Below are 20,779 nucleotides of genomic sequence, written 5' to 3'. Positions count from 1 at the left end.
GGGGCCGGCCCGGACTATAGAGGAGCGGCTAGGCGCCGGGAAGCGGGGCGGACAGGGCAGCGCGCACCTTGTCGATCGCGCGGACGTAGGGCGGGGTGAAACCGTCCAGCGGCGCGTCGGCCGCCAGCCAGACGAAGCGGAAGACAAGACCGTCTTCCTCCGGGCTGCCCATGGCCACATGCTCGAATTGCTCGGGCAGTGGGCCCTGGGCGCGCATCAGGAACAGGTGCCAGAGCTGGGCGTGCCTCTCCACATTGCCCTCGATGCCGGCCTCGCATTCGCGCTCCAGCGTGCCCAGCGGCTGCAGCACGCCTTCGTAGGCAATGCCCGATTCCTCCAGCAGTTCCCGGCGCACCGCATCCTCCGGCGCTTCGCCCGGCTCGATGGTGCCCTTGGGCAGCTGCATGCCGCCATCGCCAGGATGAAAGAAGACCAGCAGGCGGTCCCGGTCGTCGACCAGGCAGGCGCAGGCCTTGAGGACCGGTGACTGCGGCACGCTCACAGGGGTACCTTCGCCTTCGGCTGCGGTATTCGCCTTGGGAGCGGACCAGCGGCTCATGCGCCCGAGAGCGCGGCCTTGACGGCGGCGCTGACCTGGCCCATGTCGGCCTTGCCGGCCAGGCGAGTCTTCACGGCGCCCATCACCTTGCCCATGTCGCCCGGGCCCTTGGCGCCGAGTTCGGCGACGATGGCCTTGACCTCGGCGGCGATCTCCTCCGCGCCCATGCGCTGCGGCAGGTAGACCTCCAGCACCTTGATCTCGGCCGTTTCCTTGTCGGCCAGGTCGGCGCGGCCACCCTGGGTGAAGGCGGCGACCGAGTCCTTGCGCTGCTTCACCATCTTGTCGATGACGCCGACGATCATGGCGTCGTCGAGCGCCACGCGCTCGTCGACCTCTTTCTGCTTCATCGCGGCCATCAGCAGGCGGATGGTGGCCAGGCGTTCCGAGTCCTTGGCGCGCATCGCGGTCTTCATGTCTTCGGTGATCTGGTCCTTGAGGCTCATGGCGTTCTCTTTCTCGGTGGGCGAAAAATGACAAGAGCCGCGGCAGGATTTCCCTGGCGCGGCTCGTGGCTCTTGATTGGTTACCGGCTTGGAGGCCGGTTCAGCGGTGCCAGCTCAGTACAGCTTCTTGGGCAGCTGCATGCTCCGCACGCGCTTGTAGTGGCGCTTGACTGCTGCGGCCTTCTTGCGCTTGCGCTCGGCGGTCGGCTTTTCGTAGAACTCGCGGGCGCGCAGATCGGTCAGCAGGCCGAGCTTTTCGATGGTGCGCTTGAAGCGGCGCAGGGCGACGTCGAAAGGCTCGTTTTCTTTAACGCGGATGGTGGTCATTGATAAATCGGTTGCTTGAATTTTGGCCTGGGGAAGATCGGGGCCCCGGGCCGGGTTTCCTCAACACGAAAAGGATGGGCCGTTGAGGGAAGGCCAAAGTTAGCCCGTGATTATAGCGTGATCGGCATTGGCCGCCAGGGCTTCCGCACAGGCATGCGCACTGGCCCAGGCCCACTGGAAGTTGTAACCGCCCAGCCAGCCGGTCACGTCCACCACCTCGCCGATGAAGTAGAGGCCGGGCTGCTTCGATTCCATGGTCTGGGAGGACAGGTCGCGGGTGTCCACGCCGCCGGCCGTGACTTCCGCTTTCTTGTAGCCCTCCGTCCCGCTGGGCGTGATCTGCCAGCGGGCGATGCGCTCGGCCAGCGCTGCCAGCGAGCGGTCGGCCGCCTCGTTGATCGGGCGCTGCAGCGCGGCGTCCTGGCCCACCCAGGCATCGGCCAGCCGCGCCGGCACCAGGCCGGCCAGTTCGTTGGCGATGCGCTTGCGGGAGCGCTGCTTGGCTTCGGCCAATGCCGCCTGCGTGTCCACGCCGGGCGCGAAGTCGATGGTGAGCGGGGCGCCGGGCTGCCAGTAGCTGGAGATCTGCAGCACCGCCGGGCCCGAGAGGCCACGGTGCGTGAACAACAGGTCTTCGAGGAAGGCGGTTCGCTCCTTCTTGCTGCCCGTGGCGATCTGCACCGGCAGCGCCAGGCCGGCCATGTCGGCGTACGGCGCCCAGGCTTCCCCACCGAAGGTCAGGGGCACGAGGGCGGGCCGGGGCGTGACCACGCGCAGGCCGAACTGGGTGGCGATCCGGTAGCCGAAGTCGCTGGCGCCGATCTGGGGAATGGACAGGCCGCCTGTCGCCACCACCACCCGGGGCGCCCGGACCTCGCCCCGGCGGGTCTGGAGGCGGTAACCCTCGTCGGACGCGAAGGCGATCTCGTCCACGCCGCAGGGCTGCCAGTGCGTCACGCCCCCGGCTGCGCATTCCGCCAGCAGCATGTCGATGATCTGCTGCGAGGGCCCGTCGCAGAACAGCTGCCCCTTGTGCTTCTCGTGGTAGGCGATCCCGTGGCGCTCGACCAACCCGATGAACTGCTGCGGCGTGTAGCGCGCCAGCGCCGAGCGGCAGAAATGCGGGTTGCCGCCGATGAAGTGACGCTGCGGCGCGCGCACGTCCAGGTCGCGGTTGGTGAAGTTGGCGCGGCCGCCGCCGGAGATGCGGATCTTCTCGGCGACGCGCTCGGCATGGTCGAGCAGCAGCACCTTGAGGCCCCGCTGGCCTGCCAGCCCCGCGCAGAAAAGTCCTGCAGCGCCGGCACCGATGACGACGACGTCGAACGCGTCCGCGCCCTGCATCAGCCCTTCCACACGAAGGGAAACTTCAGCTGCTTGAAGAAGCCGTTGGGCACGTAGTCACCCACCACGCCGTAGCGCTCGGGCCAGAGCCGCGTGCTCTTCACCGCGGTGCCGAACAGGTAGTCGAGGAAGGCGTAGTGGGCGGCGTAGTTCTTGTCGATCGCCTCGTCGTCCTGGCTGTGGTGCCAGTGGTGGAAGTTGGGCGTGACGATCACGTAGCGCAGCGGCCCGAGCCGCACGCTCACGTTGCAATGGTTGAACACGGCCTGGAAGCCCACCACCACGATGTAGGCGTCGATCACCTCCTTGCTGAAGCCCAGCACGTAGATGGGCGCCAGCACCAGGGTGCGGGTGATCAGCAGTTCCAGGATGTGCTGGCGCGAGCCGGCCAGCCAGTCCATGCTCTTCACGCTGTGGTGCACCGCATGCAGGCGCCACAGCAGCGGCACCTCGTGGTAGGCGCGGTGGGTCCAGTACTGCACCAGGTCGGCCACCAGGATGATCAACAGCAGCCCCACCCAGAAGTTGAGCCCCGCAATCCAGCCGCGGATGCCGTCGTTGGCGGCCCAGCCGAAGAGCTTGTGCACCAGCAGGTTGGTGGCCAGCAGCACGAAGCCCACGATCATGTGGTTGACCACGAAATGGTGGAAGTCGGTCTGCCACTCGGCGCGAAACACCGGCTGCTCCTTGCGGTGGGCGAACAGCTTCTCGATGAAGATAAAGATCAGCGAGGAGCCCAGCAGGTCGAGGATGAACCAGTCCAGCCCGATGTAGGGCGTGTTGTCCGCGAAGTCGTTGACCGGCACCTTGTGCCCGCCCAGCAGCGCCGCTGCCGCCACCAGCAGGAAGGCGAAGGAGGAGAGCCAGCGCGAGCGGTTGAAGATGATGTTTACCAGCGACAGCCCGCCCGCGATCACCATCGCCGTCAGCAGCACCATGCGCATCACGTCGACGTTGTAGCTGCGGCGCAGCTCGGGCGTGCTCAGGTACTGCGGGAAGTGGAAGACCAGCACGCCCAGGAAGCACAGGATCGCCAGCGAGAAGGCGATGGTGCCGGTGACCAGGCCACGGCCGCGCTGCAGCTCGCCGTGGCTGTCGACGAATTCGCCGAGTTTTTCGAGCTCCCGCATGTCCTTCTCCGCCTGTTGTTGTCCTGGGCGGGAATTTTAGTGGGCCGTGGCAGCCGATTCAGGTGCCGAAGCGCGTTGCCGGCAAGCCCGCGGCCGCGATGCCGCGCAGCACGTCTCCGACGACGATCACCGCCGGGCTGCCGAGCCCGGCCGCCGCCAGGTCGAGCGGCAGGCGCGCCAGGGTCGTCGTGACGTGGCGCTGCTGCGGCAGGCTGGCATGCTGGATCACCGCCACCGGCGTCTCGCCGGGCAGGCCGTGCAGCAGCTGCTCCTGGATATGGGCCACGCCCGAGACGCCCATGTAGATCACCAGCGTGAGCCGCGCATCGCGCGCCGTGGCAGACAGCTGGCGCCAGTCGGTCGGGTGCTCGGCAGCGGCGTGGCCGGTCTTGGCATGCCCGGTGACGAAAACCACGCCTTGCGCATGATCGCGGTGGGTGAGCGGCACGCCCAGGGCCGTCACGGCGGCCAGGCCGGCGGTGATGCCGTTGATGACGCGCACCTCGATGCCTTCCTCGCGCAGGTGCTCCACCTCCTCGCCGCCGCGGCCGAAGATGAAGGGGTCGCCGCCCTTGAGGCGGACCACCGTTTCGCCCTCGCGCACCGCGGTGATCATCAGCCGCTCGATGAAGGCCTGCGGCGTGCTCTTGCAGCCGCCGCGCTTGCCCACGTGGACGATGCGCGCACCGGGCCGGGCATAGGCCAGCACCTCTTCGCTCACCAGGTCGTCGACCAGCAGCACCGTGGCGGCCTGGATGGCCCTGACGGCCTTGACGGTCAGCAGTTCAGGGTCGCCGGGCCCGGCACCGACCAGGGTGCAACTGCCGTGATGGGACAAATGATTCATGCGCGCTCCAGCTCGTGGGTCAGTTGCAGGACCTGGCGGACCTGCTGTGCGATGGCCTCCGGCACCGGCGCCTGGCCCGCCAGCACGCGGCGGGTGTAGTCGGCGGTGGTGGCGATGTCGATCTCGGCCGGCAGGCCGGGCACCTCGGACAGGGTGCCGGGCTGCTGCGCCTGCAAGGGGATGCGGCGCCCGCGCACGAAGCCGTCGACCTGGGCAGTGCGGCGCGGATCGGCCGCGCTCTCGCCCTCGAGGCCGCGCGAGAGCAGGGCGGTCATGTCCATCAGCTCGAAGGTGGCGGCCATGGATTCGGCATAGGCCGGGTGGGTGTAGCTGCCGACCACCACGCTGTCACCCTCGCAGGGCTGCATCAGCTTGACCACGCTGTGGCCCGGATTGCGCAGGCCGACCACGCGGCGCACGTCGAGCAGCCGCTTGAGGCCGGGGCTGAGCAGCTCGGTGGGCGCGAACGCCACTTCGCCGTCGGCGATGGGCCGGACCGCGCGCAGCGGCGGCACGTCGAGCGCCGCCAGCACGTTGGACGAGAGCACGCGCGCCGATTCGGTGGCCGCGCCATGCACCAGCACCGGCAGCCCTTCGCGCGCCAGCAGCAGCGCCAGCAGCGGCGTGAGCACCGGCAGCTTGCGCGCGCCGTTGTAGCTGGGCAGCACCACGGCCGGCCGGCCCGCGGACGGGATGCGCGCCAGGCGCGCATGCGTGGCATCGAGGAAGCCGGCCATCTCTTCGGGCGTCTCGCCCTTGATGCGCATGGCCAGGCAGAACGCGCCCATCTCCAGGTCGCTGATGCTGCCGTCGAGCACCTGGCTGAACAGGTCGCGGGCCTGCTCGCGGTCGAGCGGCTTCGCGCCGCGCGCGCCGCGCCCGATTTCCTTGATGTAGTGGCTGATTCCCATGGGTGCCCGGATTGTCCCGCAAGGCTTATGCCTGATCGGGAGGCCGCTTATGCCCCGGTCGGCAGCAAGTGCACTGGCCGTCATGGCTGCAACGCCAAGGCCGGCGTGGTGCCCGCACGCACCATGCGCTTGAGCTCGGGCAGGCAGGAGCCGCAGTTGGTGCCGCACTTCAGCGCGCCCTGCAGCGTGGCCAAGCGCTGGTCCTCGGTGCCCGATGCAGCGGCGAGGCCGTCGACGATCGCTGTCTGCGTCACGCCGAAGCAGCTGCACACGACTTTGCCGCGCGCGGCCACGCCGGCTGGTGCGGCCGAGCCCGGCTTGAGCAGCTGGCGTCCATAGGACTGGGCCGGCAGGCGCTCCTGCAGCAGGGTCCTGATCCAGGCCTCGGCGCGGGTGTCGCCGGCCAGGAGGAAGGCCTCCAGGTGGGCATCCTGGCCCTCGCGCACCAGGCGGGCGGTGCGGCGCTGGCCATGCTTGCGATCGACGTAGCGCAGGCTGTCCTGGCCGCCGAGGCCCAGCAGCCGCTCGATGCGGACCAGCAGTTCGTCGGGCGGCGCCTCGTAGGCTGCGGCGCGGAACAGCACGCCGCCGCGCTGCGGCACGCCTTCCTGCAGGGCTCCGGCCGCACCGAAGGGCACGCAGCTCGCGAAGGGAAAGGCGGCCATCAGCGTGCGCAGGGCCTCGCGCGCCTCCAGGGACGTGTCCTGCGGCAGCCATGCGAGGGCCAGCAGCGACCAGGGCATCTCGGCCTTGAGGATCTTCACCGCCGCGTGCTTGAGCTCGGGCTGCTTCGAGTCGGGGCAGAAGGCAGAGGTGGTCAGCGCATTCACGCCGGCGAGCAGCTCGCCGGTGCTGGAGCTGCCGCTGATGAATTCGCTGCCCCAGTGCATGGCGATGAAGGCCTGGCTCAGGCCCAGATCGGTGCTGCCCGCCGCCGGCAGCAGGATCGAGCCCCGGCGCGAGGTGACGTGCACCAGGTCGCCGTCCTTCAGCTGACGCCGCGCCATGTCCTGCGGATGCATCTGCACCGTCGGCTCGGGCACGTGGCCGAACAGGCGGCCCAGGGTGCCGGTGCGGCTCATGCCGTGCCATTGGTCGCGCAGCCGGCCGGTGTTGAGCGAGAAGGGGTAGCGGGCCTCGCGCGCCTCCGCCGCCGGCTTGTAGGCCACGTCGGCGAAGCGCGCGCGGCCGTCGGGCGTGGGGAACACGCCGTCCTCGTAGAGGCGGGCCCGGCCGCTGCTCTCGCCCTCGCGCAGCGGCCACTGCTGCGGCGCGGCGTCGAGCATGGCGTAGCTCATGCCGGTGATGTCGAGGTCGCGGCCGCGCGTGCTTTCGCGGTGTTCGTTCCAGACCGACTCGGCATCGGCATAGGGGAACAGCGTGTCGGCGCGCCCGAGCCGGGCTTCGAGGCGCCGCGCGAACTGGACCCCGATCACCCAGTCGTCGCGCGTCTCGGCCGGGCGCGGCACGGCATTGCGCACGCGCGAGACGCGGCGCTCGCTGTTGGTGACGGTGCCGTCCTTCTCGCCCCAGGTGGTGGCCGGCAGCAGCAGGTCGGCGAAGTCGCAGGTGGCGGTGGTGGAGAAGGCTTCCTGCACCACCACGAATTCGCAGCGCTGCAGGGCCCGGCGCACGGTGGCCTGGTCGGGCATGGACTGCGCCGGGTTGGTGCAGGCGATCCACAGCGCGCGGATCTCGCCGTCGGCCGCCGCCTGGAACATCTCGACCGCGGTCTTGCCGGGCTTCTCCGGCACCGAGGGCACGCCCCAGAGCGCGGCCACCTCGGCGCGATGCGCGGGATTGGCCAGGTCGCGATGCGCCGACAGCAGGTTGGCCAGCCCGCCCACCTCGCGCCCGCCCATCGCGTTGGGCTGGCCGGTCAGCGAGAACGGGCCGGCACCCGGCTTGCCGATCTGGCCGGTCGCGAGGTGCAGGTTGACCAGCGCCGCGTTCTTGGCGGTGCCGGAGGAGGACTGGTTCAGGCCCTGGCAGTAGAGGCTGAGCGTCGCCGCCGAGGTGGCGAAGAGCCGCGCCGCCTCCAGCAGGTCCTCCCTGGCGATGCCGCAGACCTGCGCCACCCGGTCGGGCGTGCAGTCGCGCACGGTGGCCTTGAGGGCGTCGAAGCCGCTGGTGTGGGCCGCGATGTAGGCCGCATCGGTCCAGCCTTCCCACAGCATCAGGTGCAGCATGCCGTGGAACAGCATCACGTCGGTGCCCGGCTGCAGCGCCAGGTGCAGGTCGGCGATCTCGCAGGTGTCGGTGCGGCGCGGATCGGCCACGATGATCTTCATCGCCGGGTTGGCGGCCTTGGCGTCCTCGATGCGGCGGAACAGGATCGGATGGGCCCAGGCCGTGTTGCTGCCGGCGATGAAGAGGCACTGCGCGTGCTGGAAGTCGTCGTAGCACGCCGGCGGCGCATCGGCGCCCAGCGTCTTCTTGTAGCCGGCCACCGCGCTGCTCATGCACAGGCGCGAGTTGGTGTCGATGTTGTTGGTGCCGATCAGGCCCTTGGCCAGCTTGTTGAAGACGTAGTAGTCCTCGGTCAGCAACTGGCCGGAGACGTAGAAGCCGACCGCGTCGGGGCCGTGCTCGCGTATGACGCGGGCGAAGCGGTCGGCGGCGGTGTCCAGCGCTTCGTCCCACCCCAGGGCCTCGGGCGCGGTGCCGCGCTGGGCGCGCCGCATCGGGCGCAGCAGGCGCGTCTGGCGCGTGACGGCGGCGCTGGCCGTGAGGTGCAGCGTCGAGCCCTTGGTGCACAGCCGGCCGAAGTTGGCCGGGTGCTCGGGGTCGCCGCGCACGCCGGTGATCTGCGCGCCATCGGATTCGATGATGACCCCGCAGCCCACACCGCAGTAAGGACAGGTCGAGCGCGTCTGCCTTGGCTCCCTCTCCCTCTGGGAGAGGGTGGGGGTGAGGGCAATGGGCGTGTCCATGGGAACGCTCGGTGCCCTCACCCTAGCCCTCTCCCAGGGGGAGAGGGGACAAGACCACGCGCCTTGCGGGACCGGCGACCGGTCGCTCCAGGTTGGTGGCATGCGTGGCGAGCTCGTCCGCATCCAGGTGCACCACCCCGTCCAGCACCTTCACCGCGAAGCGCGGCGTGCAGCCGTCGTCGGGCGCCTTCGCGCAGCCGTCGTCCAGGCCGATGGACCAGTTGTGCAGCGGGCAGGCCACGCTGGTGCCGAACACGATGCCCTGCGACAGCGGCCCGCCCTTGTGCGGGCAGCGGTCGAGGAGGGCGAAGACCTGGTCCTCGGCATTGCGGAACACCGCCACTTCGAGGCCTGCGGGCCGGGCGACGCGCCGCGCGCCGAGCACGGGGATGTCGTCGACGCGGCAGATGGCTTTCCATTCGCTCATGGCTGCTTTCCTTCAGGCTGCTTGCGGGGTGGCGGCATCGACGGCGGTCACATCGGCGACGGGCTGGAACTGGCGCACGTCGACCGCGGCCTGGCTTGACTGGAACCACGGGTCGGGCTCGCCGTCCAGCGCGAACTGCAGGCGCTCCCACAGCGTCCGGCGGCCCTCGGCGTCTTCCAGGATGCGCTTCTTCACATAGTCCAGGCCCACGCGTCCGATGTAGTGCACCGTGCGCTCCAGGTACCAGCCCTCCTCGCGGTAGAGCTGCAGGAAGGCGCCCGAGTACTCCATCACTTCCTCGGCCGTCTTCACCTTGACCAGGAACTGCGCGACCTCGGTCTTGATGCCGCCGTTGCCGCCGACGTAGAGCTCCCAGCCCGAGTCGACGCCGATCACGCCCACGTCCTTGATGCCGGCCTCGGCGCAGTTGCGCGGGCAGCCCGAGACGGCCAGCTTGACCTTGTGCGGCGAGTACATGGCCCACAGCGCACGCTCCAGGTCCTTGCCCATCTGGGTCGAGTCCTGCGTGCCGAAGCGGCACCACTCGCTGCCCACGCAGGTCTTCACCGTGCGCAGCGACTTGGCATAGGCGAAGCCCGAGGGCATGCCGATGTCCTGCCAGACGCCGGCCAGGTCCTCCTTCTTCACGCCCAGCAGGTCGATGCGCTGGCCGCCGGTCACCTTGACGGTCGGGATCTTGTACTTGTCGACCGCGTCCGCGATGCGCCGCAGCTCGTCGGCCGTGGTGTGGCCGCCCCACATGCGCGGGATCACCGAGTAGGTGCCGTCGCGCTGGATGTTGGCGTGGCTGCGCTCGTTGATGAAGCGGCTCTGCGGATCGTCCTTCGCCTCCTTGGGCCAGGTCGAGATCAGGTAATAGTTGATGGCAGGACGGCAGCTGGAGCAGCCGTTGGGCGTGCGCCAGCCCATGCCGCGGTAGACCTCCGCATGGGTGAGCCAGTGCTCCTTGCGGACCGCGTCGCGCACGTCCTGGTGGCTGGCGTCGGTGCAGCCGCACATCGCTTTCTTCTTCGGCGCGGCGGAGTAGTCGCCGCCGGCGGTGAACATCAGGATCTGCTCCACCAGCCCGGTGCAGGAGCCGCAGGAGGCGCTGGCCTTGGTGTGCTTCTTGACTTCCTCGAGCGTGAACAGGCCCTTGTCCTTGATCGCCTTGCAGATGGCGCCCTTGCTCACGCCGTTGCAGCCGCATACCTCGGCCTCGTCGGGCATGCTGGCGGCCTTGCTGTGGCCCTCGTGGCCGGTGTCGCCGATGTTGGACTCGCCGAACATCAGCTTGTCGCGGATGTCGTGCACGCTGCGGCCGTCGCGCAGCAGCTTGAAGTACCAGCTGCCGTCCACCGTGTCGCCGTAGAGGCAGGCGCCGACCAGCTTGTCGTCCTTGATCACCAGCTTCTTGTAGACGCCGCCGAAGGGATCGCTCATCACGATCTCCTCGCAGCCCTCGCCGCCCATGAAGTCGCCGGCGGAGAAGAGGTCGATGCCCGTGACCTTGAGCTTGGTGGAGGTGAGCGAGCCCGAATAGCGGCCGATGCCGAAATGCGCCAGGTGGTTGGCCGCCACCTTGGCCTGCTCGAACAGGGGCGCCACCAGGCCGTAGGCGACGCCGCGGTGCGCGGCGCATTCGCCGACCGAGTAGATGCGTGCGTCGGTCACGGTCTGCATGGTGTCGTTGACCACGATGCCGCGCTCGCAGTGCAGGCGCATCTTCTGGGCCAGGTCCACGTTGGGGCGGATGCCCACGGCCATCACCACCAGGTCGGCCGCGACCTCGGTGCCGTCCTTGAAGCGGATCGCCTTGACGCGGCCGTCCTCGCCGCCGACGAGCTCCTGCGTGTGCGCGCCGATCGCGAACTTGAGACCGCGGTCCTCCAGCGATTTCTGAAGCAGCTTGCCCGCCACGTCGTCGAGCTGGCGCTCCATCAGCCAGGGCATGACGTGCACCACGGTCACGTTCATGCCGCGCAGCATCAGGCCGTTGGCGGCTTCCAGGCCCAGCAGGCCGCCGCCGATCACCACCGCGTTCTTGTGGGTCCTCGCGGTCTCGATCATGTAGTCGGTGTCGGCGATGTCGCGGTAGGCGATCACGCCTTTCAGCTCCTTGCCGGGCACCGGCAGCATGAAGGGGTTGGAGCCGGTGCACATCAGCAGGCGGTCGTAGGCGGCCTCGGTGCCGTCCTCGGCGCGGACGATGCGCCTCACGCGGTCGACCTCCACCACCTTCTTGCCGGCGTGCAGGGTGATGTTGTTCTCGGCGTACCACTCCCAGCTGTTGAGGATGATCTCGTCCACCGTCTGCTCGCCCGCCAGCACCGGCGACAGCAGGATGCGGTTGTAGTTGGGATGCGGCTCGGCGCCGAAGACGGTGATGTCGTAGAGCTCGGGCTCGATCTTGAGCAGCTCCTCGATGGTGCGCACGCCGGCCATGCCGTTGCCGACCATCACGAGTTTCATCTTCTTCATCGGTGGACCTTTCTGGACTCAATCAAAGTGGGTCAAAGCGGGGGCATGGCGTGCTGCGTGGACAATCGCGCGCCATGAGCTTCGAGGTGGAGATCGGCTACAGCAGCCATCGCGGGCCGCGCCCGCAGAACGAGGACTTCGCCGGCGCCGTGCATGCGCCGCGCGGGGAGGAGTCGCGCGGGCTGATCGCGGCCATCGCCGACGGCGTGTCGTCCGGCGGCCATGGCCTGGAGGCGGCGCAGACCACGGTGATCGGCCTCCTGGGCGACTACTTCGCCACGCCCGACACCTGGGAGCCGACGGTCGCCATGGACCGCCTGATCGCCGCCCAGAACGCCTGGCTGGCCGACCACAACCGGCGCCGCCGCCAGGACAGCGCGATGACCACGCTGACCGCGCTGGCCCTGCACGGGCAGAGCTACACGCTGGCCCACGTGGGCGACACGCGCGCCTGGCGCGTGCGCCAGGGGGAGGGCGCTGCCATGCCGCTGACGGTCGACCATGCACTGGACCATCCGGACCTGCGCAGCCGGCTGACGCGCGCCGTCGGCCTGGACGACCACGTGCGCGTCGACTACATGCAGGGCGAGCTGCGCGTGGGCGACTGCTTCGTGCTGAGTACCGACGGCGTGCACGGCGTGCTCAAGCCTGCGCGCGTGGCCGAGCTGGCGCTGGCCACGAACGCGCAGCAGGCCAGCGATGCGCTGGTCGATGCCGCGATCGCCGCAGGCACCCGCGACAACGCGACTGCGCTGGTGATCCGCGTGCTGGGGCTGGATGCGCGCCAGCTGCACGACGAGCTGGGCGATGCGCGCCGGCTCGCGCCGCCCGCCGCGCTCAAGGTGGGGGAGCTGCTGGACGGCTACCAGATCACCGCGCTGGTGGCCGACACCGGCGTGCACCGGCTCTACCAGGCCCGCGATGTGCAGACCCGCGCGCTGGTGGCGATCAAGACGCTGCATCCTTCGCGCGCCAGCGACCCCGAGGAGCGTGCCATGCTGGCGCACGAGGCCTGGCTGGGGCAGCGGGTGGGCGCCGCCCGGCCGCCCGAAGGCGCCCGCGCCGCAGCCCGCCAGGGCGAAGGCCATCCGATGAACTCGCGGGGTGAGCCCGGCTTCGTGCGCGTGCATCCCCGCGCCGACGAGGCCAGCGCGCTCTACACCGTGTTCGACTGGCATGGCGGCCGCACCATCGAGCAGATGCGGCAGGGCGGCGCGCGCCCACCGGTGGCCCAGGTTGTCGCGGCCGCGGTCCAGATCTGCAAGGCACTCGGCCGGCTGCACCGTCACGGCGTGGTGCACCGGGACATCAAGCCCGGCAACCTGCACCTGGGCGACGACGGCCACTGGCGCATCCTCGACCTCGGCGTGGCGCTGTCCGGCCGCGAGGGCGCAGCGCAGCGCGAGCTGCATGCGGGCACGCCCAGCTACATGAACCCCGAGCAGTGGGAGGGCGCCTTGCCCGACGCCGGCAGTGATCTGTTCGCGCTCGGCGTGGTGTTGTACCAGTGGCTGGGCGGACGCCTGCCCTACGGCGAGATCGAGCCCTACCAGGGCGCCCGCTACCGGCGCGATCCGGTGGCGCTGTCGCGCATCCGGCCCGACGTGCCGATCTGGCTCGACCACCTGGTGCGCAAGGCGGTGGCGCGCGATCCGCGCCAGCGCTTCGAGACGGCCGAGGAGATGCTGCTCGCGCTCGAGCGCGGCGCGGCCCGTCCCATCGGCGCGCCGGGCGCCACGCCCTTGATCCGGCGCGACCCCGCCTCGCTGTGGAAGATCGCGCTGGCCATCTCGCTGCTGCTCAACGCGCTGCTGGTGTTCTGGCTGCTGTTCCTGCCGCGCTGAGCGCAGGGGGAGGGGACGGCGGGGCTGCATCGCGTTCAGCCTCCGATGCCCCGCCGCAGGGCGCGGCCGCGATCGACCACCGGCGCCGTGTGCGTGGTGCGTGCGCGGCCGCCCTTCTCGGCCCAGGTGCGCGTCCAGCGGATCTGCATGAAGCGCATCACGCCCAGCATCACCAGCGCCAGCACCGAGAACAGCACGAAGCCCCAGAGGTAGGTGCCGAAGTACTGCTTCGACAGACCCATCGCGTTGGGCACCACGCCGCCGCCCAGGGCGCCGATCTCGCCGATCATGGAGCCGGCCACCGCGGTGGTGGTCGGCCAGCGCAGCGGCACCAGCTGGAACAGCGCGCCGTTGCCCGCACCCAGCGCGGCGAAGCAGACGATCAGCAGCAGCGTGGTGACGGCCAGCGAGCCGGCGCTGAAGCCGATCAGCGCCAGCGTCACGGCGGCCACCAGCAGCACCACCGTGAGCGTGTTGACGCCGCCCCAGCGGTCCGAGATCCAGCCGCCCATCACCCGCACTGCCGCGCCCATGAAGGCGGCCAGCATGGTCAGCTGGCCGGCCTGCACCTTGCTCACGCCGAACTGGTCGTAGTAGTACGACGGCAGGAAGGTGATGAGGCCGATGAAGCCGCCGAAGGTGATGCCGTAGATCAGGCTGAAGGCCCAGCCGTCCTTCTCGAACAGGCAGGCCACGTGCTCGCGCAGGCTGGCATGGCTGTCGACGTCTGGCGGCTCCTGAGCAAACACCATCATCACCACCATCGGCACCAGGATCGCCACCGCCGCCACGCCGTAGACCGCCTGCCAGCCCAGCCACTGCGCCAGCGGCGGCGCCACCAGCACCGACAGCGCCGTGCCCACGTTGCCGGCGCCCACCAAGCCCATCGCGAGGCCCTTGTTCTGCGGCGGGAAGGAGCCCGAGCCCAGCGACAGCGCCACGCCGAAGCTGGCCCCCGCGATGCCCAGCAGCACGCCCATGGCCAGCAGGTCGTTGAAGCTGTGCACCATGAAGAAGCCGAACAGCATCGCCACCGCGATCAGGCCCATCTCCACCAGGGTGGCGTTCTTGCGGCCGATGTATTGCGCCAGGATGCCCAGCGGGAAGCGCATCAGCGCGCCCGCGATGATCGGGATCGACAGCATCAGGCCCTTCTGCGCCGGGGTCAGCTGGAAGGTCTCGCCGATGAAGGGGGCCATGGCGCCGTTGAGCACCCAGATGCAGCACGAGAACGTGAAGTACAGGAAGGCTGCGAAGAGCGTGGGCGAGTGGCCGGAACTCAGGAAGGTCTTGAAGCGGGTGGACATGGCGGTGGGTTCGTCAATGCGACATGCCGCCGCGCGGCGGGAGCGGGACCGCGCGGGTGGGCAGGGGCATGGGGAGGAGTCCGCCGGGAACCGGCGGCGCTGAAGGCGGTGAGGTGCCGGCGCTGCGGCCGGGGACTTCACCAAAGCGGTGCTTCGTTACACCACGCCTTCCGCGATGCAAGACCCGTGCCTGCCCGGCTTGGCCTATGCTGCGCGCGCACCCTCCGCCAGCGATTCGCCTTTCATGATCCGTCTGCTGCTTGTCCTGCCCCATGTAGAGACCGACGCCGAGCCGCTGCTGCGCCTGCTGGCGCAGGCCGATGCGGCGGCCATCGGCACCGCCACCTGCGACACGCTGGTGCAGCAGGCCTCGATGTTGGTGCCTGAGCAACTGCTGGTCCACCAGCCTGCGTCGATCGCCGGGCTGCGCGCCGCCTTGCAAACGGCCTGGGCCGGAGCACCGCCCCATCCGGTCAGCCTGGTGTGCGGTCCGCTTGCGCCGTCCCAGCACGAGGAACTGGTGGACGCGGGCGTGCATGCCTGGTCGCCCGCCGCGGCGCTGGATGCACCGGCCCTGCGCGCCCTGCTGGCGCGCGCCCAGGCACGCTGGCGGCGCGAGGCTGCGCTGCGCGACACACTGGCTCGCTCGCTCGCGCACCTGGACGAGCGCAAATGGGTGGACCGGGCCAAGGGCCTGCTGATGTCGGCACGCGGCATCGACGAGGACGCCGCCTTCGGCCTGCTGCGCGGTGCGGCCATGCACGCCAACCTGCGCGTCGGCGAACTGTCGCGCTCGGTGGTGGAGGCGGCGCAGTGGGCGGAGGCGATCAACCGCGCCGGGCAGCTTCGCATGCTCTCGCAGCGGCTGGCGCGGCTGGCCGCGCAGGTGCTGGCCGGCGTCGAGGCGCGCCGCAGCCGTGCATTGCGCACCGAGTCGGCCGCGCGGGTGCAGGACAACCTCGCTCATCTTGCGGCCCTTCCGCTGGACGAATTGAGCAAGGTGGCGCTGGCCGCCGTGCGTGCGGCCTGGGAAGCGCTGGATGCGGCGCTCAACGCGCGTCTGTCGCCGGCTGCCCTGGGCGCCATCGACGGCAGCGCAGAGGCCTTGCTGGCAGCCGCCGAGGCGCTGACCGACGCGCTCGAGTCCTCGGGCGGGCGGCGGGCGCTGCGCATCGTCAACCTGTGCGGCCGGCAGCGCATGCGCGCGCAGCGCCTGGCCAAGGACGCGCTGCTCGCGTCCCTGCTGGGCGGCGGCGAATGGCACTTGCGCCTGGCGCCTACGATGGACGCCTTCGAGGCCTCGCTGCTGGAACTGGAGCGCGCGCCGCTGAGCTCGCCCGAGATCCGCGCCGCGCTCAGCGGCGCGCGCGACGAATGGCTCAGGCTGGTGCGCGGCGTGCGCCAGGCCGACCGCGCCGAGGGGCGCGCCGATCTGGTGCGTGCCAGCGAGGTGCTGGCGGACACCTTCGACCGCTTGACCGCCTCGTACGAACACAGCCTGCAAGTGATCATGTCCTGAACCCTTCGAATCCGCGGCCGGTGAAGACAGGCCAGTTCGAGGAACACCGCGCAATTCAGGCTGCCGACTTCTCCACGTGCGCCTGGCGCGTGTAGAGGAAGTCGATCACCGCCTTGCGCGCGTGCACATACACAGGGTCTTCCGCCAGTGCGACCCGGTCGCGAGGTCGCGGCAGGTCCACGGCGAGGATTTCGCCGATCGTGGCGGCCGGGCCGTTGGTGAGCATGACGATGCGGTCGGACAGCAGCACCGCCTCGTCGACGTCGTGCGTGACCATCACCACCGTGCTGTGCGTCTTCTGCACGATCGCCAGCAGTTCATCCTGCAGCTTGGCGCGGGTGAGCGCGTCGAGGGCGCCGAAGGGCTCGTCCATCAGCAGCACCTTGGGTTCCATCGACAGGGCGCGGGCGATGCCCACGCGCTGCTTCATGCCGCCGGAGATCTCGCCGGGGCGCTTCTGCGCAGCAGCACTGAGGCCGACCAGCGCGAGGGCCGCTTCGGTGCGCGCCTTCAACTGCGCCTTGTTCTCGGTCGCGGAGAACACACGCTCGACCGCGAGGTAGACGTTCTCGTAGCAACTGAGCCAGGGCAGCAGCGAATGATTCTGGAATACCACCGCGCGCTCGGGGCCCGGGCCCTTGATCTCGCGGTTGGCGCACAGCAGCGCACCCAGCGTGGGCGTGCTCAGGCCGGCGATCAGGTTCAGCAGCGTGGACTTGCCGCAGCCCGAATGCCCGATCAGCGTGATGAACTCGCCCTTGGCAACGTGCAGGTCGATGTCGCGCAGCGCCAGGAAGCTGCCCTTGGGCGTCTTGAAGCGCTGCTCGACGCCCTCGATCTGGATGTACTTCTGATCACTCATGCCTTCACCTCTTCGAATGTGAATGCGGTGGCGATCCGGATCAGCGTGAACTCGAGCACCAGGCCCACGATGCCGATCACGAAGATGGCGATGATGATGTTGGCGACGTTGAGGTTGTTCCACTCGTCCCAGACCCAGAAGCCGATGCCCACGCCGCCGGTCAGCATCTCTGCCGCCACGATCACCAGCCAGGCGGTCCCGACCGCGAGGCGCACGCCGGTCAGCATGTAGGGCAGCACGGCGGGGAAGAGGATCTTGGTGAGGATCTTCCACTCCGACAGGTTGAGCACGCGCGCCACGTTCATGTAGTCGCTGGGCACGCGCTGCACGCCCACGGCGGTGTTGATGATCATGGGCCAGATCGAGCAGATGAAGATGGTCCAGATGGCTGCCGGGTTGGCGCCCTTGAAGACCAACAAGCCGATCGGCAGCCAGGCGAGCGGCGAGACCGGGCGCAGCAGGCTGATCAGCGGATTGAACATGCGCGCCAGGAAGCCGAAGCGCCCGATCGCGAAGCCGGCCGGGATGCCGACCGCGGCCGCCAGGCCGAAGCCCAGCGCCACGCGCTGCAGCGAGGACAGCACGTTCCAGCCCACGCCCTGGTCGTTCGGCCCCTTGCTGTAGAAGGGATCGCTGAAGACCGTGACTGCCTGCTGCCAGACGGCGGCCGGCGACGGGAAGCCGTTGCTGCTCTTGAGCGCGACCAACTCCCAGACCAGCACCAGGAGCGCCAGCCCCAGAACCGGCGGCAGCACGCGCAGCCAGATCCAGCTGAAGTCGCGCGGCGGGCGCTCCTCGGGCTCCTTGTGGACGGGCTGTGCGGCCGGGACCGCGGCAGGCGCCGCGGTCCGGGCGAGGGCCGGGGCCGCGATGTTCCGCGTGGCGGCCGGAGCCGCCGCGTGCCCCGTGGCCGCATCGAGCGGCGAATGAAAGACGGCACTGACCATGATGCGCTCCTCAGACATGCAGCTTGAAGGAATCGGCGTACTGCTTCGGGTTCTTCCCGTCCCACACCGTGCCGTCGATCAGCTTGCTGGTGCGCAGCACGTCCTTGGGCACCGAGGTCTTGGTGGCAGCCGCGGCCTGCTTGTAGATGTCGATGCGGTTGATGTCGGTGGCGACCTTGAGGTAGTCGGGGTGGTCCTTCAGCAGGCCCCAGCGCTTGTGCTGCGTCAGGAACCACATGCCGTCCGACAGGTAGGGGAAGGTCGCCGCGCCGTCGTTGTAGAACTTCATGTGGTTCGGGTCGTCCCAGTTCTTGCCCAGGCCGTTGGTGTAACGGCCCAGGATGCGCTGGTTGATCGCATCCACGCTGGTGTTGACGTAGCTCTTGTCGGCGATGGTCTCGGCCATCTTGTTCTTGTTCTGCAGGCCGGTGTCGATCCACTTGCCGGCCTCGAGGATGGCGGCCGTCACGGCGCGCGCCGTGTTGGGGTACTTCTTGACGAAATCGCCGGTGGTGCCCAGCACCTTCTCGGGGTGGTCCTTCCAGATGTCCTGCGTGGTCACGGCCGTGATGCCGATGCCGTCCATGATCGCGCGCTGGCCCCAGGGCTCGCCGACGCAGTAGCCGTCCATGTTGCCCACGCGCATGTTGGCGACCATCTGGGGCGGCGGCACCGTGATGACCTTGGCGTCCTTCAGCGGATTGATGCCGTTGGCCGCCATCCAGTAGTACAGCCACATCGCGTGGGTCCCGGTGGGGAAGGTGTGGGCAAAGGTGTAGTCGCCCTTCTCGGTGGCCATCAGCTTGCCCAGCGACGCGCCGTCGACCGCGCCCTTGTCGGCCAGCTTCTTCGACAGGGTGATGGCCTGGCCGTTGTTGTTGAGCGTCATCAGGATCGCCATGTCCTTCTTCGGCCCCGCTGTGCCCATGTGCACGCCGTAGATCAGGCCGTAGAGCACGTGGGCCATGTCAAGCTCGCCGTTGACCAGCTTGTCGCGCACGCCGGCCCAGCTCGCCTCCTTGCTGGGCACGATCTTCACGCCGTACTTCTTGTCGAGGCCCAGTACCGAAGCCATCACGACGCTGGCGCAGTCGGTCAGGGGAATGAAGCCGATCTTGACTTCCTCCTTCTCGGGCTTGTCCGAGCCCTGGGCCCAGACCGCGGCGCGTAGCGCAGGGTCGATGCCGATCGCGCCCACGGCAGCGGCTTGCAGCACTCGGCGTCGGCTCAGTTTCGGTTTCAGCAGGTCGTTCATGGGGCGGGCTCCGGTTTCAAAGACAAGAAGAAAACAAAAAAGGCGTCCGCACCGCGCAGGGGCTGCTCGAGAACGAGCCCTTGCGGGATGGGGACGCCTTTGTCCGGTTCGGTAGGCTGCATCCGCCGTTGAATGCCGCCTGCCTGGTCTATGCAAACAGCGTGCCAGTGCGTATTGCTATGAAATTCATAGCGATTGATGGCCGTTTGGCGAGGGTTACGCTCCATTCGGCTTTCGCTCGATGGCCGGCACTCTTGTCGTGCGGCGCACCAATCGGGAACGAAGCGCTCAGCGCCTGGGCTCTCCTGGCAGGTATTCCGCCATGGCCAGCACCGATTCGGCGACCTCGACCAGCCGCCGCCCTTGGCTCATCGCCGTGCGCCGCAGCATCTTGTGCGCCTCTTCCTCGCTCAGTCCGCGGTGCGCCATCAGCAGGCCCTTGGCGCGCTCGACCAGCTTGCGCTCGTTGAGGGCTGCGCGCACGGTGTCGAGTTCCTCGCTCATGGCCTGCAGACGATGCGATTGGTCCTGGACCATCTCGAGGATCGAGCGCTCCAGTTGCCGGCCGAAAGGCGCGGCCGCGCCCGCCGTCCGGGGGGGTGTCTCCTCCATCGGGGGCTCGTCGAAGAAGGCCGCGGAGGGCGTACCTGCGTCCGCAGGCAGTCGCGAGAGCAAGGCTTCGTGCGCCTCGAGCTCGGCTCGGGCCTGCGCGATCCTGCGCTCGCAGATCAACCGCAGGTCAGCCGCCAGGCGTTCCTCGATGGACTGCATGGCGTCGATGCGGCGACTGCAGCAGTCGAACCAGGCGGCGCTGAGTTCGGGGTCGAGGGCCACGCCGGCGGGCGCGGCGCAGGCGATGCGCCGCAGCCGCTCCTGCTCGGCCCGCTGGGCGGCCGGCTGGCTGCCCTGCCAGAGTCCGGCCATTCCGTCGCCGGCGAACTCGACGAAGACCTGAAAGCAGCGCTCCTGCGATTCGATCAGGTGCAGCCACTGCTGCTGGCGGTCTGCGTCGTTGCGACCCGAGGCGAAGGCGGCGGCGCCGCAGGCGCGCTCCTGGCCGGCGAATTCCTTGCCCTGCATGAAGTTGAACATCGCCACCAGCAGGCGCGAGATCTCGGGATCGGTGGCGCCGTCAGCCGCCTCGAAGACCACTGCGAGCAGGCCGCTGACGAGCTTGACGAAGGCGGCCGTCGCCTCCGCGGCCGTCAACTCGCCAGCGCCGATCCGGCGGCGCAGGGCGGGGAGGGCGTCCAGGCCGGGCAGGACCCAGGCGATGCGGCTGAAAAGCCGGGCGCCGTTGCCAATGCTGCCCGCATCCGCCTCGAGCCGGTCGAAGCAGGCGCGCACCGCCTCTTCCGCGTGCAGGCAGGCCGTGGCCTGCTCGGTGCGCTGGTCCGCGAAGCGCTGGCCGGCCGAGGCGAGGAACACGTTGGAGAGGCCGCGCTCACGCTGCAGCGCGTGGATCAGGCGCCCGATGGTGGCGACCAGCGCGCTGGTACGGGCGAGCTGGTCGAGTTCGTCGATTTCGCGCCGCAGGGCGGCGATCAGGAAGCTCAGGCCGGATTTCATCGTGGTGGCAGCGGGTCGTCGGCCCGCCGTACGGGCATGCAGCAACATTCGTGCCCCGGTCCGGCGGGCCT

General features: G+C 69.4%; 17 protein-coding genes. 2 read left to right on the top strand and 15 right to left on the bottom strand.

What is annotated here, in order from left to right; all coding sequences use genetic code 11:
* Positions 1–28: 28 nt before the first annotated feature.
* From A8M77_RS17455 to nirB, 10 genes are all read right to left on the bottom strand, one after another.
* Positions 29–559 carry an NUDIX domain-containing protein gene (locus A8M77_RS17455; protein ID WP_086922778.1) on the bottom strand — a complete coding sequence of 177 codons (531 nt, stop codon included), beginning with the start codon at positions 557–559 and terminating at the stop codon, positions 29–31.
* On the bottom strand, positions 556–1,005 hold the full coding sequence (locus A8M77_RS17450) for a GatB/YqeY domain-containing protein (protein ID WP_086922777.1): 450 nt from the start codon (positions 1,003–1,005) through the stop codon (positions 556–558). Before A8M77_RS17450 ends, A8M77_RS17455 begins: the two co-directional genes overlap by 4 nt.
* A gap of 114 nt (positions 1,006–1,119) precedes the next feature.
* Entirely contained in the window at positions 1,120–1,332 is a 213-nt protein-coding gene (gene rpsU / locus A8M77_RS17445; protein ID WP_007833691.1) for a 30S ribosomal protein S21, read from the bottom strand.
* A gap of 99 nt (positions 1,333–1,431) precedes the next feature.
* The gene (locus tag A8M77_RS17440) at positions 1,432–2,676 is read right to left on the bottom strand and encodes an NAD(P)/FAD-dependent oxidoreductase (protein ID WP_086922776.1); all 1,245 of its coding nucleotides are present in this window, start codon (positions 2,674–2,676) and stop codon (positions 1,432–1,434) included.
* Complete coding sequence (locus A8M77_RS17435) at positions 2,676–3,806, bottom strand: sterol desaturase family protein (protein WP_086922775.1); 1,131 nt, start codon at positions 3,804–3,806, stop codon at positions 2,676–2,678. The genes A8M77_RS17440 and A8M77_RS17435 overlap by 1 nt, the downstream gene beginning before the upstream one ends.
* A 58-nt stretch (positions 3,807–3,864) precedes the next feature.
* Positions 3,865–4,653 carry a uroporphyrinogen-III C-methyltransferase gene (gene cobA / locus A8M77_RS17430; protein ID WP_086922774.1) on the bottom strand — a complete coding sequence of 263 codons (789 nt, stop codon included), beginning with the start codon at positions 4,651–4,653 and terminating at the stop codon, positions 3,865–3,867.
* Positions 4,650–5,564 carry a DNA-binding protein YbiB gene (gene ybiB, locus A8M77_RS17425; RefSeq protein WP_086922773.1) on the bottom strand — a complete coding sequence of 305 codons (915 nt, stop codon included), beginning with the start codon at positions 5,562–5,564 and terminating at the stop codon, positions 4,650–4,652. The genes cobA and ybiB overlap by 4 nt, the downstream gene beginning before the upstream one ends.
* Positions 5,565–5,644: 80 nt before the next feature.
* Entirely contained in the window at positions 5,645–8,497 is a 2,853-nt protein-coding gene (locus tag A8M77_RS17420) for a nitrate reductase (RefSeq protein ID WP_086922772.1), read from the bottom strand.
* A 22-nt stretch (positions 8,498–8,519) separates the two neighbouring features.
* Positions 8,520–8,924, bottom strand: a complete 405-nt coding sequence (nirD, locus tag A8M77_RS17415) for a nitrite reductase small subunit NirD (protein WP_086922771.1) — start codon at positions 8,922–8,924, stop codon at positions 8,520–8,522.
* Between the two features lie 12 nt (positions 8,925–8,936).
* The gene (gene nirB / locus A8M77_RS17410; RefSeq protein ID WP_086922770.1) at positions 8,937–11,405 is read right to left on the bottom strand and encodes a nitrite reductase large subunit NirB; all 2,469 of its coding nucleotides are present in this window, start codon (positions 11,403–11,405) and stop codon (positions 8,937–8,939) included.
* A gap of 74 nt (positions 11,406–11,479) precedes the next feature.
* On the opposite strand from nirB, the gene A8M77_RS17405 reads away from it, so the two are divergent.
* Positions 11,480–13,249 (top strand): bifunctional protein-serine/threonine kinase/phosphatase, encoded by a 1,770-nt coding sequence (locus tag A8M77_RS17405; RefSeq protein ID WP_086922769.1) that lies wholly within the window; start codon positions 11,480–11,482, stop codon positions 13,247–13,249.
* Positions 13,250–13,284: 35 nt separating this feature from the next.
* Here the strand turns inward: A8M77_RS17405 and A8M77_RS17400 are convergent, their stop codons facing one another.
* Positions 13,285–14,556 (bottom strand): MFS transporter, encoded by a 1,272-nt coding sequence (locus A8M77_RS17400; RefSeq protein ID WP_086922768.1) that lies wholly within the window; start codon positions 14,554–14,556, stop codon positions 13,285–13,287.
* 244 nt (positions 14,557–14,800) lie between these two features.
* Between A8M77_RS17400 and A8M77_RS17395 the strand changes: the two genes are divergently transcribed.
* Positions 14,801–16,075, top strand: a complete 1,275-nt coding sequence (locus A8M77_RS17395; RefSeq protein ID WP_086922807.1) for a type IV pili methyl-accepting chemotaxis transducer N-terminal domain-containing protein — start codon at positions 14,801–14,803, stop codon at positions 16,073–16,075.
* 55 nt (positions 16,076–16,130) lie between these two features.
* Here the strand turns inward: A8M77_RS17395 and A8M77_RS17390 are convergent, their stop codons facing one another.
* The 4 genes from A8M77_RS17390 to A8M77_RS17375 all read right to left on the bottom strand — a co-directional run bounded on the left by A8M77_RS17390 (position 16,131) and on the right by A8M77_RS17375 (position 20,708).
* Positions 16,131–16,937 carry an ABC transporter ATP-binding protein gene (locus A8M77_RS17390; RefSeq protein ID WP_086922767.1) on the bottom strand — a complete coding sequence of 269 codons (807 nt, stop codon included), beginning with the start codon at positions 16,935–16,937 and terminating at the stop codon, positions 16,131–16,133.
* Positions 16,934–17,884, bottom strand: coding sequence for a nitrate ABC transporter permease (gene ntrB / locus A8M77_RS17385; RefSeq protein WP_086922766.1), 951 nt, complete (start codon positions 17,882–17,884; stop codon positions 16,934–16,936). The genes A8M77_RS17390 and ntrB overlap by 4 nt, the downstream gene beginning before the upstream one ends.
* A gap of 10 nt (positions 17,885–17,894) precedes the next feature.
* Positions 17,895–19,139 (bottom strand): CmpA/NrtA family ABC transporter substrate-binding protein, encoded by a 1,245-nt coding sequence (locus A8M77_RS17380; RefSeq protein ID WP_086922765.1) that lies wholly within the window; start codon positions 19,137–19,139, stop codon positions 17,895–17,897.
* 288 nt (positions 19,140–19,427) lie between these two features.
* The gene (locus A8M77_RS17375) at positions 19,428–20,708 is read right to left on the bottom strand and encodes a nitrate regulatory protein (protein ID WP_086922764.1); all 1,281 of its coding nucleotides are present in this window, start codon (positions 20,706–20,708) and stop codon (positions 19,428–19,430) included.
* Positions 20,709–20,779: the final 71 nt, after the last annotated feature.

The sequence above is a fragment of the Variovorax sp. JS1663 genome (assembly GCF_002157355.1).
Lineage (GTDB): Bacteria > Pseudomonadota > Gammaproteobacteria > Burkholderiales > Burkholderiaceae_C > Variovorax.
The sequence above is the reverse complement of the archived record's forward strand: the minus strand, read 5'-3'. Positions and strand labels throughout refer to the sequence as shown.

Bases quoted from the DNA above. Each gene is read 5' to 3' on its own strand.
- A8M77_RS17455 (WP_086922778.1), bottom strand. From the start codon at position 559: ATGAGCCGCTGGTCCGCTCCCAAGGCGAATACCGCAGCCGAAGGCGAA.
- A8M77_RS17450 (WP_086922777.1), bottom strand. From the start codon at position 1,005: ATGAGCCTCAAGGACCAGATCACCGAAGACATGAAGACCGCGATGCGC.
- rpsU (WP_007833691.1), bottom strand. From the start codon at position 1,332: ATGACCACCATCCGCGTTAAAGAAAACGAGCCTTTCGACGTCGCCCTG.
- A8M77_RS17440 (WP_086922776.1), bottom strand. From the start codon at position 2,676: ATGCAGGGCGCGGACGCGTTCGACGTCGTCGTCATCGGTGCCGGCGCT.
- A8M77_RS17435 (WP_086922775.1), bottom strand. From the start codon at position 3,806: ATGCGGGAGCTCGAAAAACTCGGCGAATTCGTCGACAGCCACGGCGAG.
- cobA (WP_086922774.1), bottom strand. From the start codon at position 4,653: ATGAATCATTTGTCCCATCACGGCAGTTGCACCCTGGTCGGTGCCGGG.
- ybiB (WP_086922773.1), bottom strand. From the start codon at position 5,564: ATGGGAATCAGCCACTACATCAAGGAAATCGGGCGCGGCGCGCGCGGC.
- A8M77_RS17420 (WP_086922772.1), bottom strand. From the start codon at position 8,497: ATGGACACGCCCATTGCCCTCACCCCCACCCTCTCCCAGAGGGAGAGG.
- nirD (WP_086922771.1), bottom strand. From the start codon at position 8,924: ATGAGCGAATGGAAAGCCATCTGCCGCGTCGACGACATCCCCGTGCTC.
- nirB (WP_086922770.1), bottom strand. From the start codon at position 11,405: ATGAAGAAGATGAAACTCGTGATGGTCGGCAACGGCATGGCCGGCGTG.
- A8M77_RS17405 (WP_086922769.1), top strand. From the start codon at position 11,480: ATGAGCTTCGAGGTGGAGATCGGCTACAGCAGCCATCGCGGGCCGCGC.
- A8M77_RS17400 (WP_086922768.1), bottom strand. From the start codon at position 14,556: ATGTCCACCCGCTTCAAGACCTTCCTGAGTTCCGGCCACTCGCCCACG.
- A8M77_RS17395 (WP_086922807.1), top strand. From the start codon at position 14,801: ATGATCCGTCTGCTGCTTGTCCTGCCCCATGTAGAGACCGACGCCGAG.
- A8M77_RS17390 (WP_086922767.1), bottom strand. From the start codon at position 16,937: ATGAGTGATCAGAAGTACATCCAGATCGAGGGCGTCGAGCAGCGCTTC.
- ntrB (WP_086922766.1), bottom strand. From the start codon at position 17,884: ATGGTCAGTGCCGTCTTTCATTCGCCGCTCGATGCGGCCACGGGGCAC.
- A8M77_RS17380 (WP_086922765.1), bottom strand. From the start codon at position 19,139: ATGAACGACCTGCTGAAACCGAAACTGAGCCGACGCCGAGTGCTGCAA.
- A8M77_RS17375 (WP_086922764.1), bottom strand. From the start codon at position 20,708: ATGAAATCCGGCCTGAGCTTCCTGATCGCCGCCCTGCGGCGCGAAATC.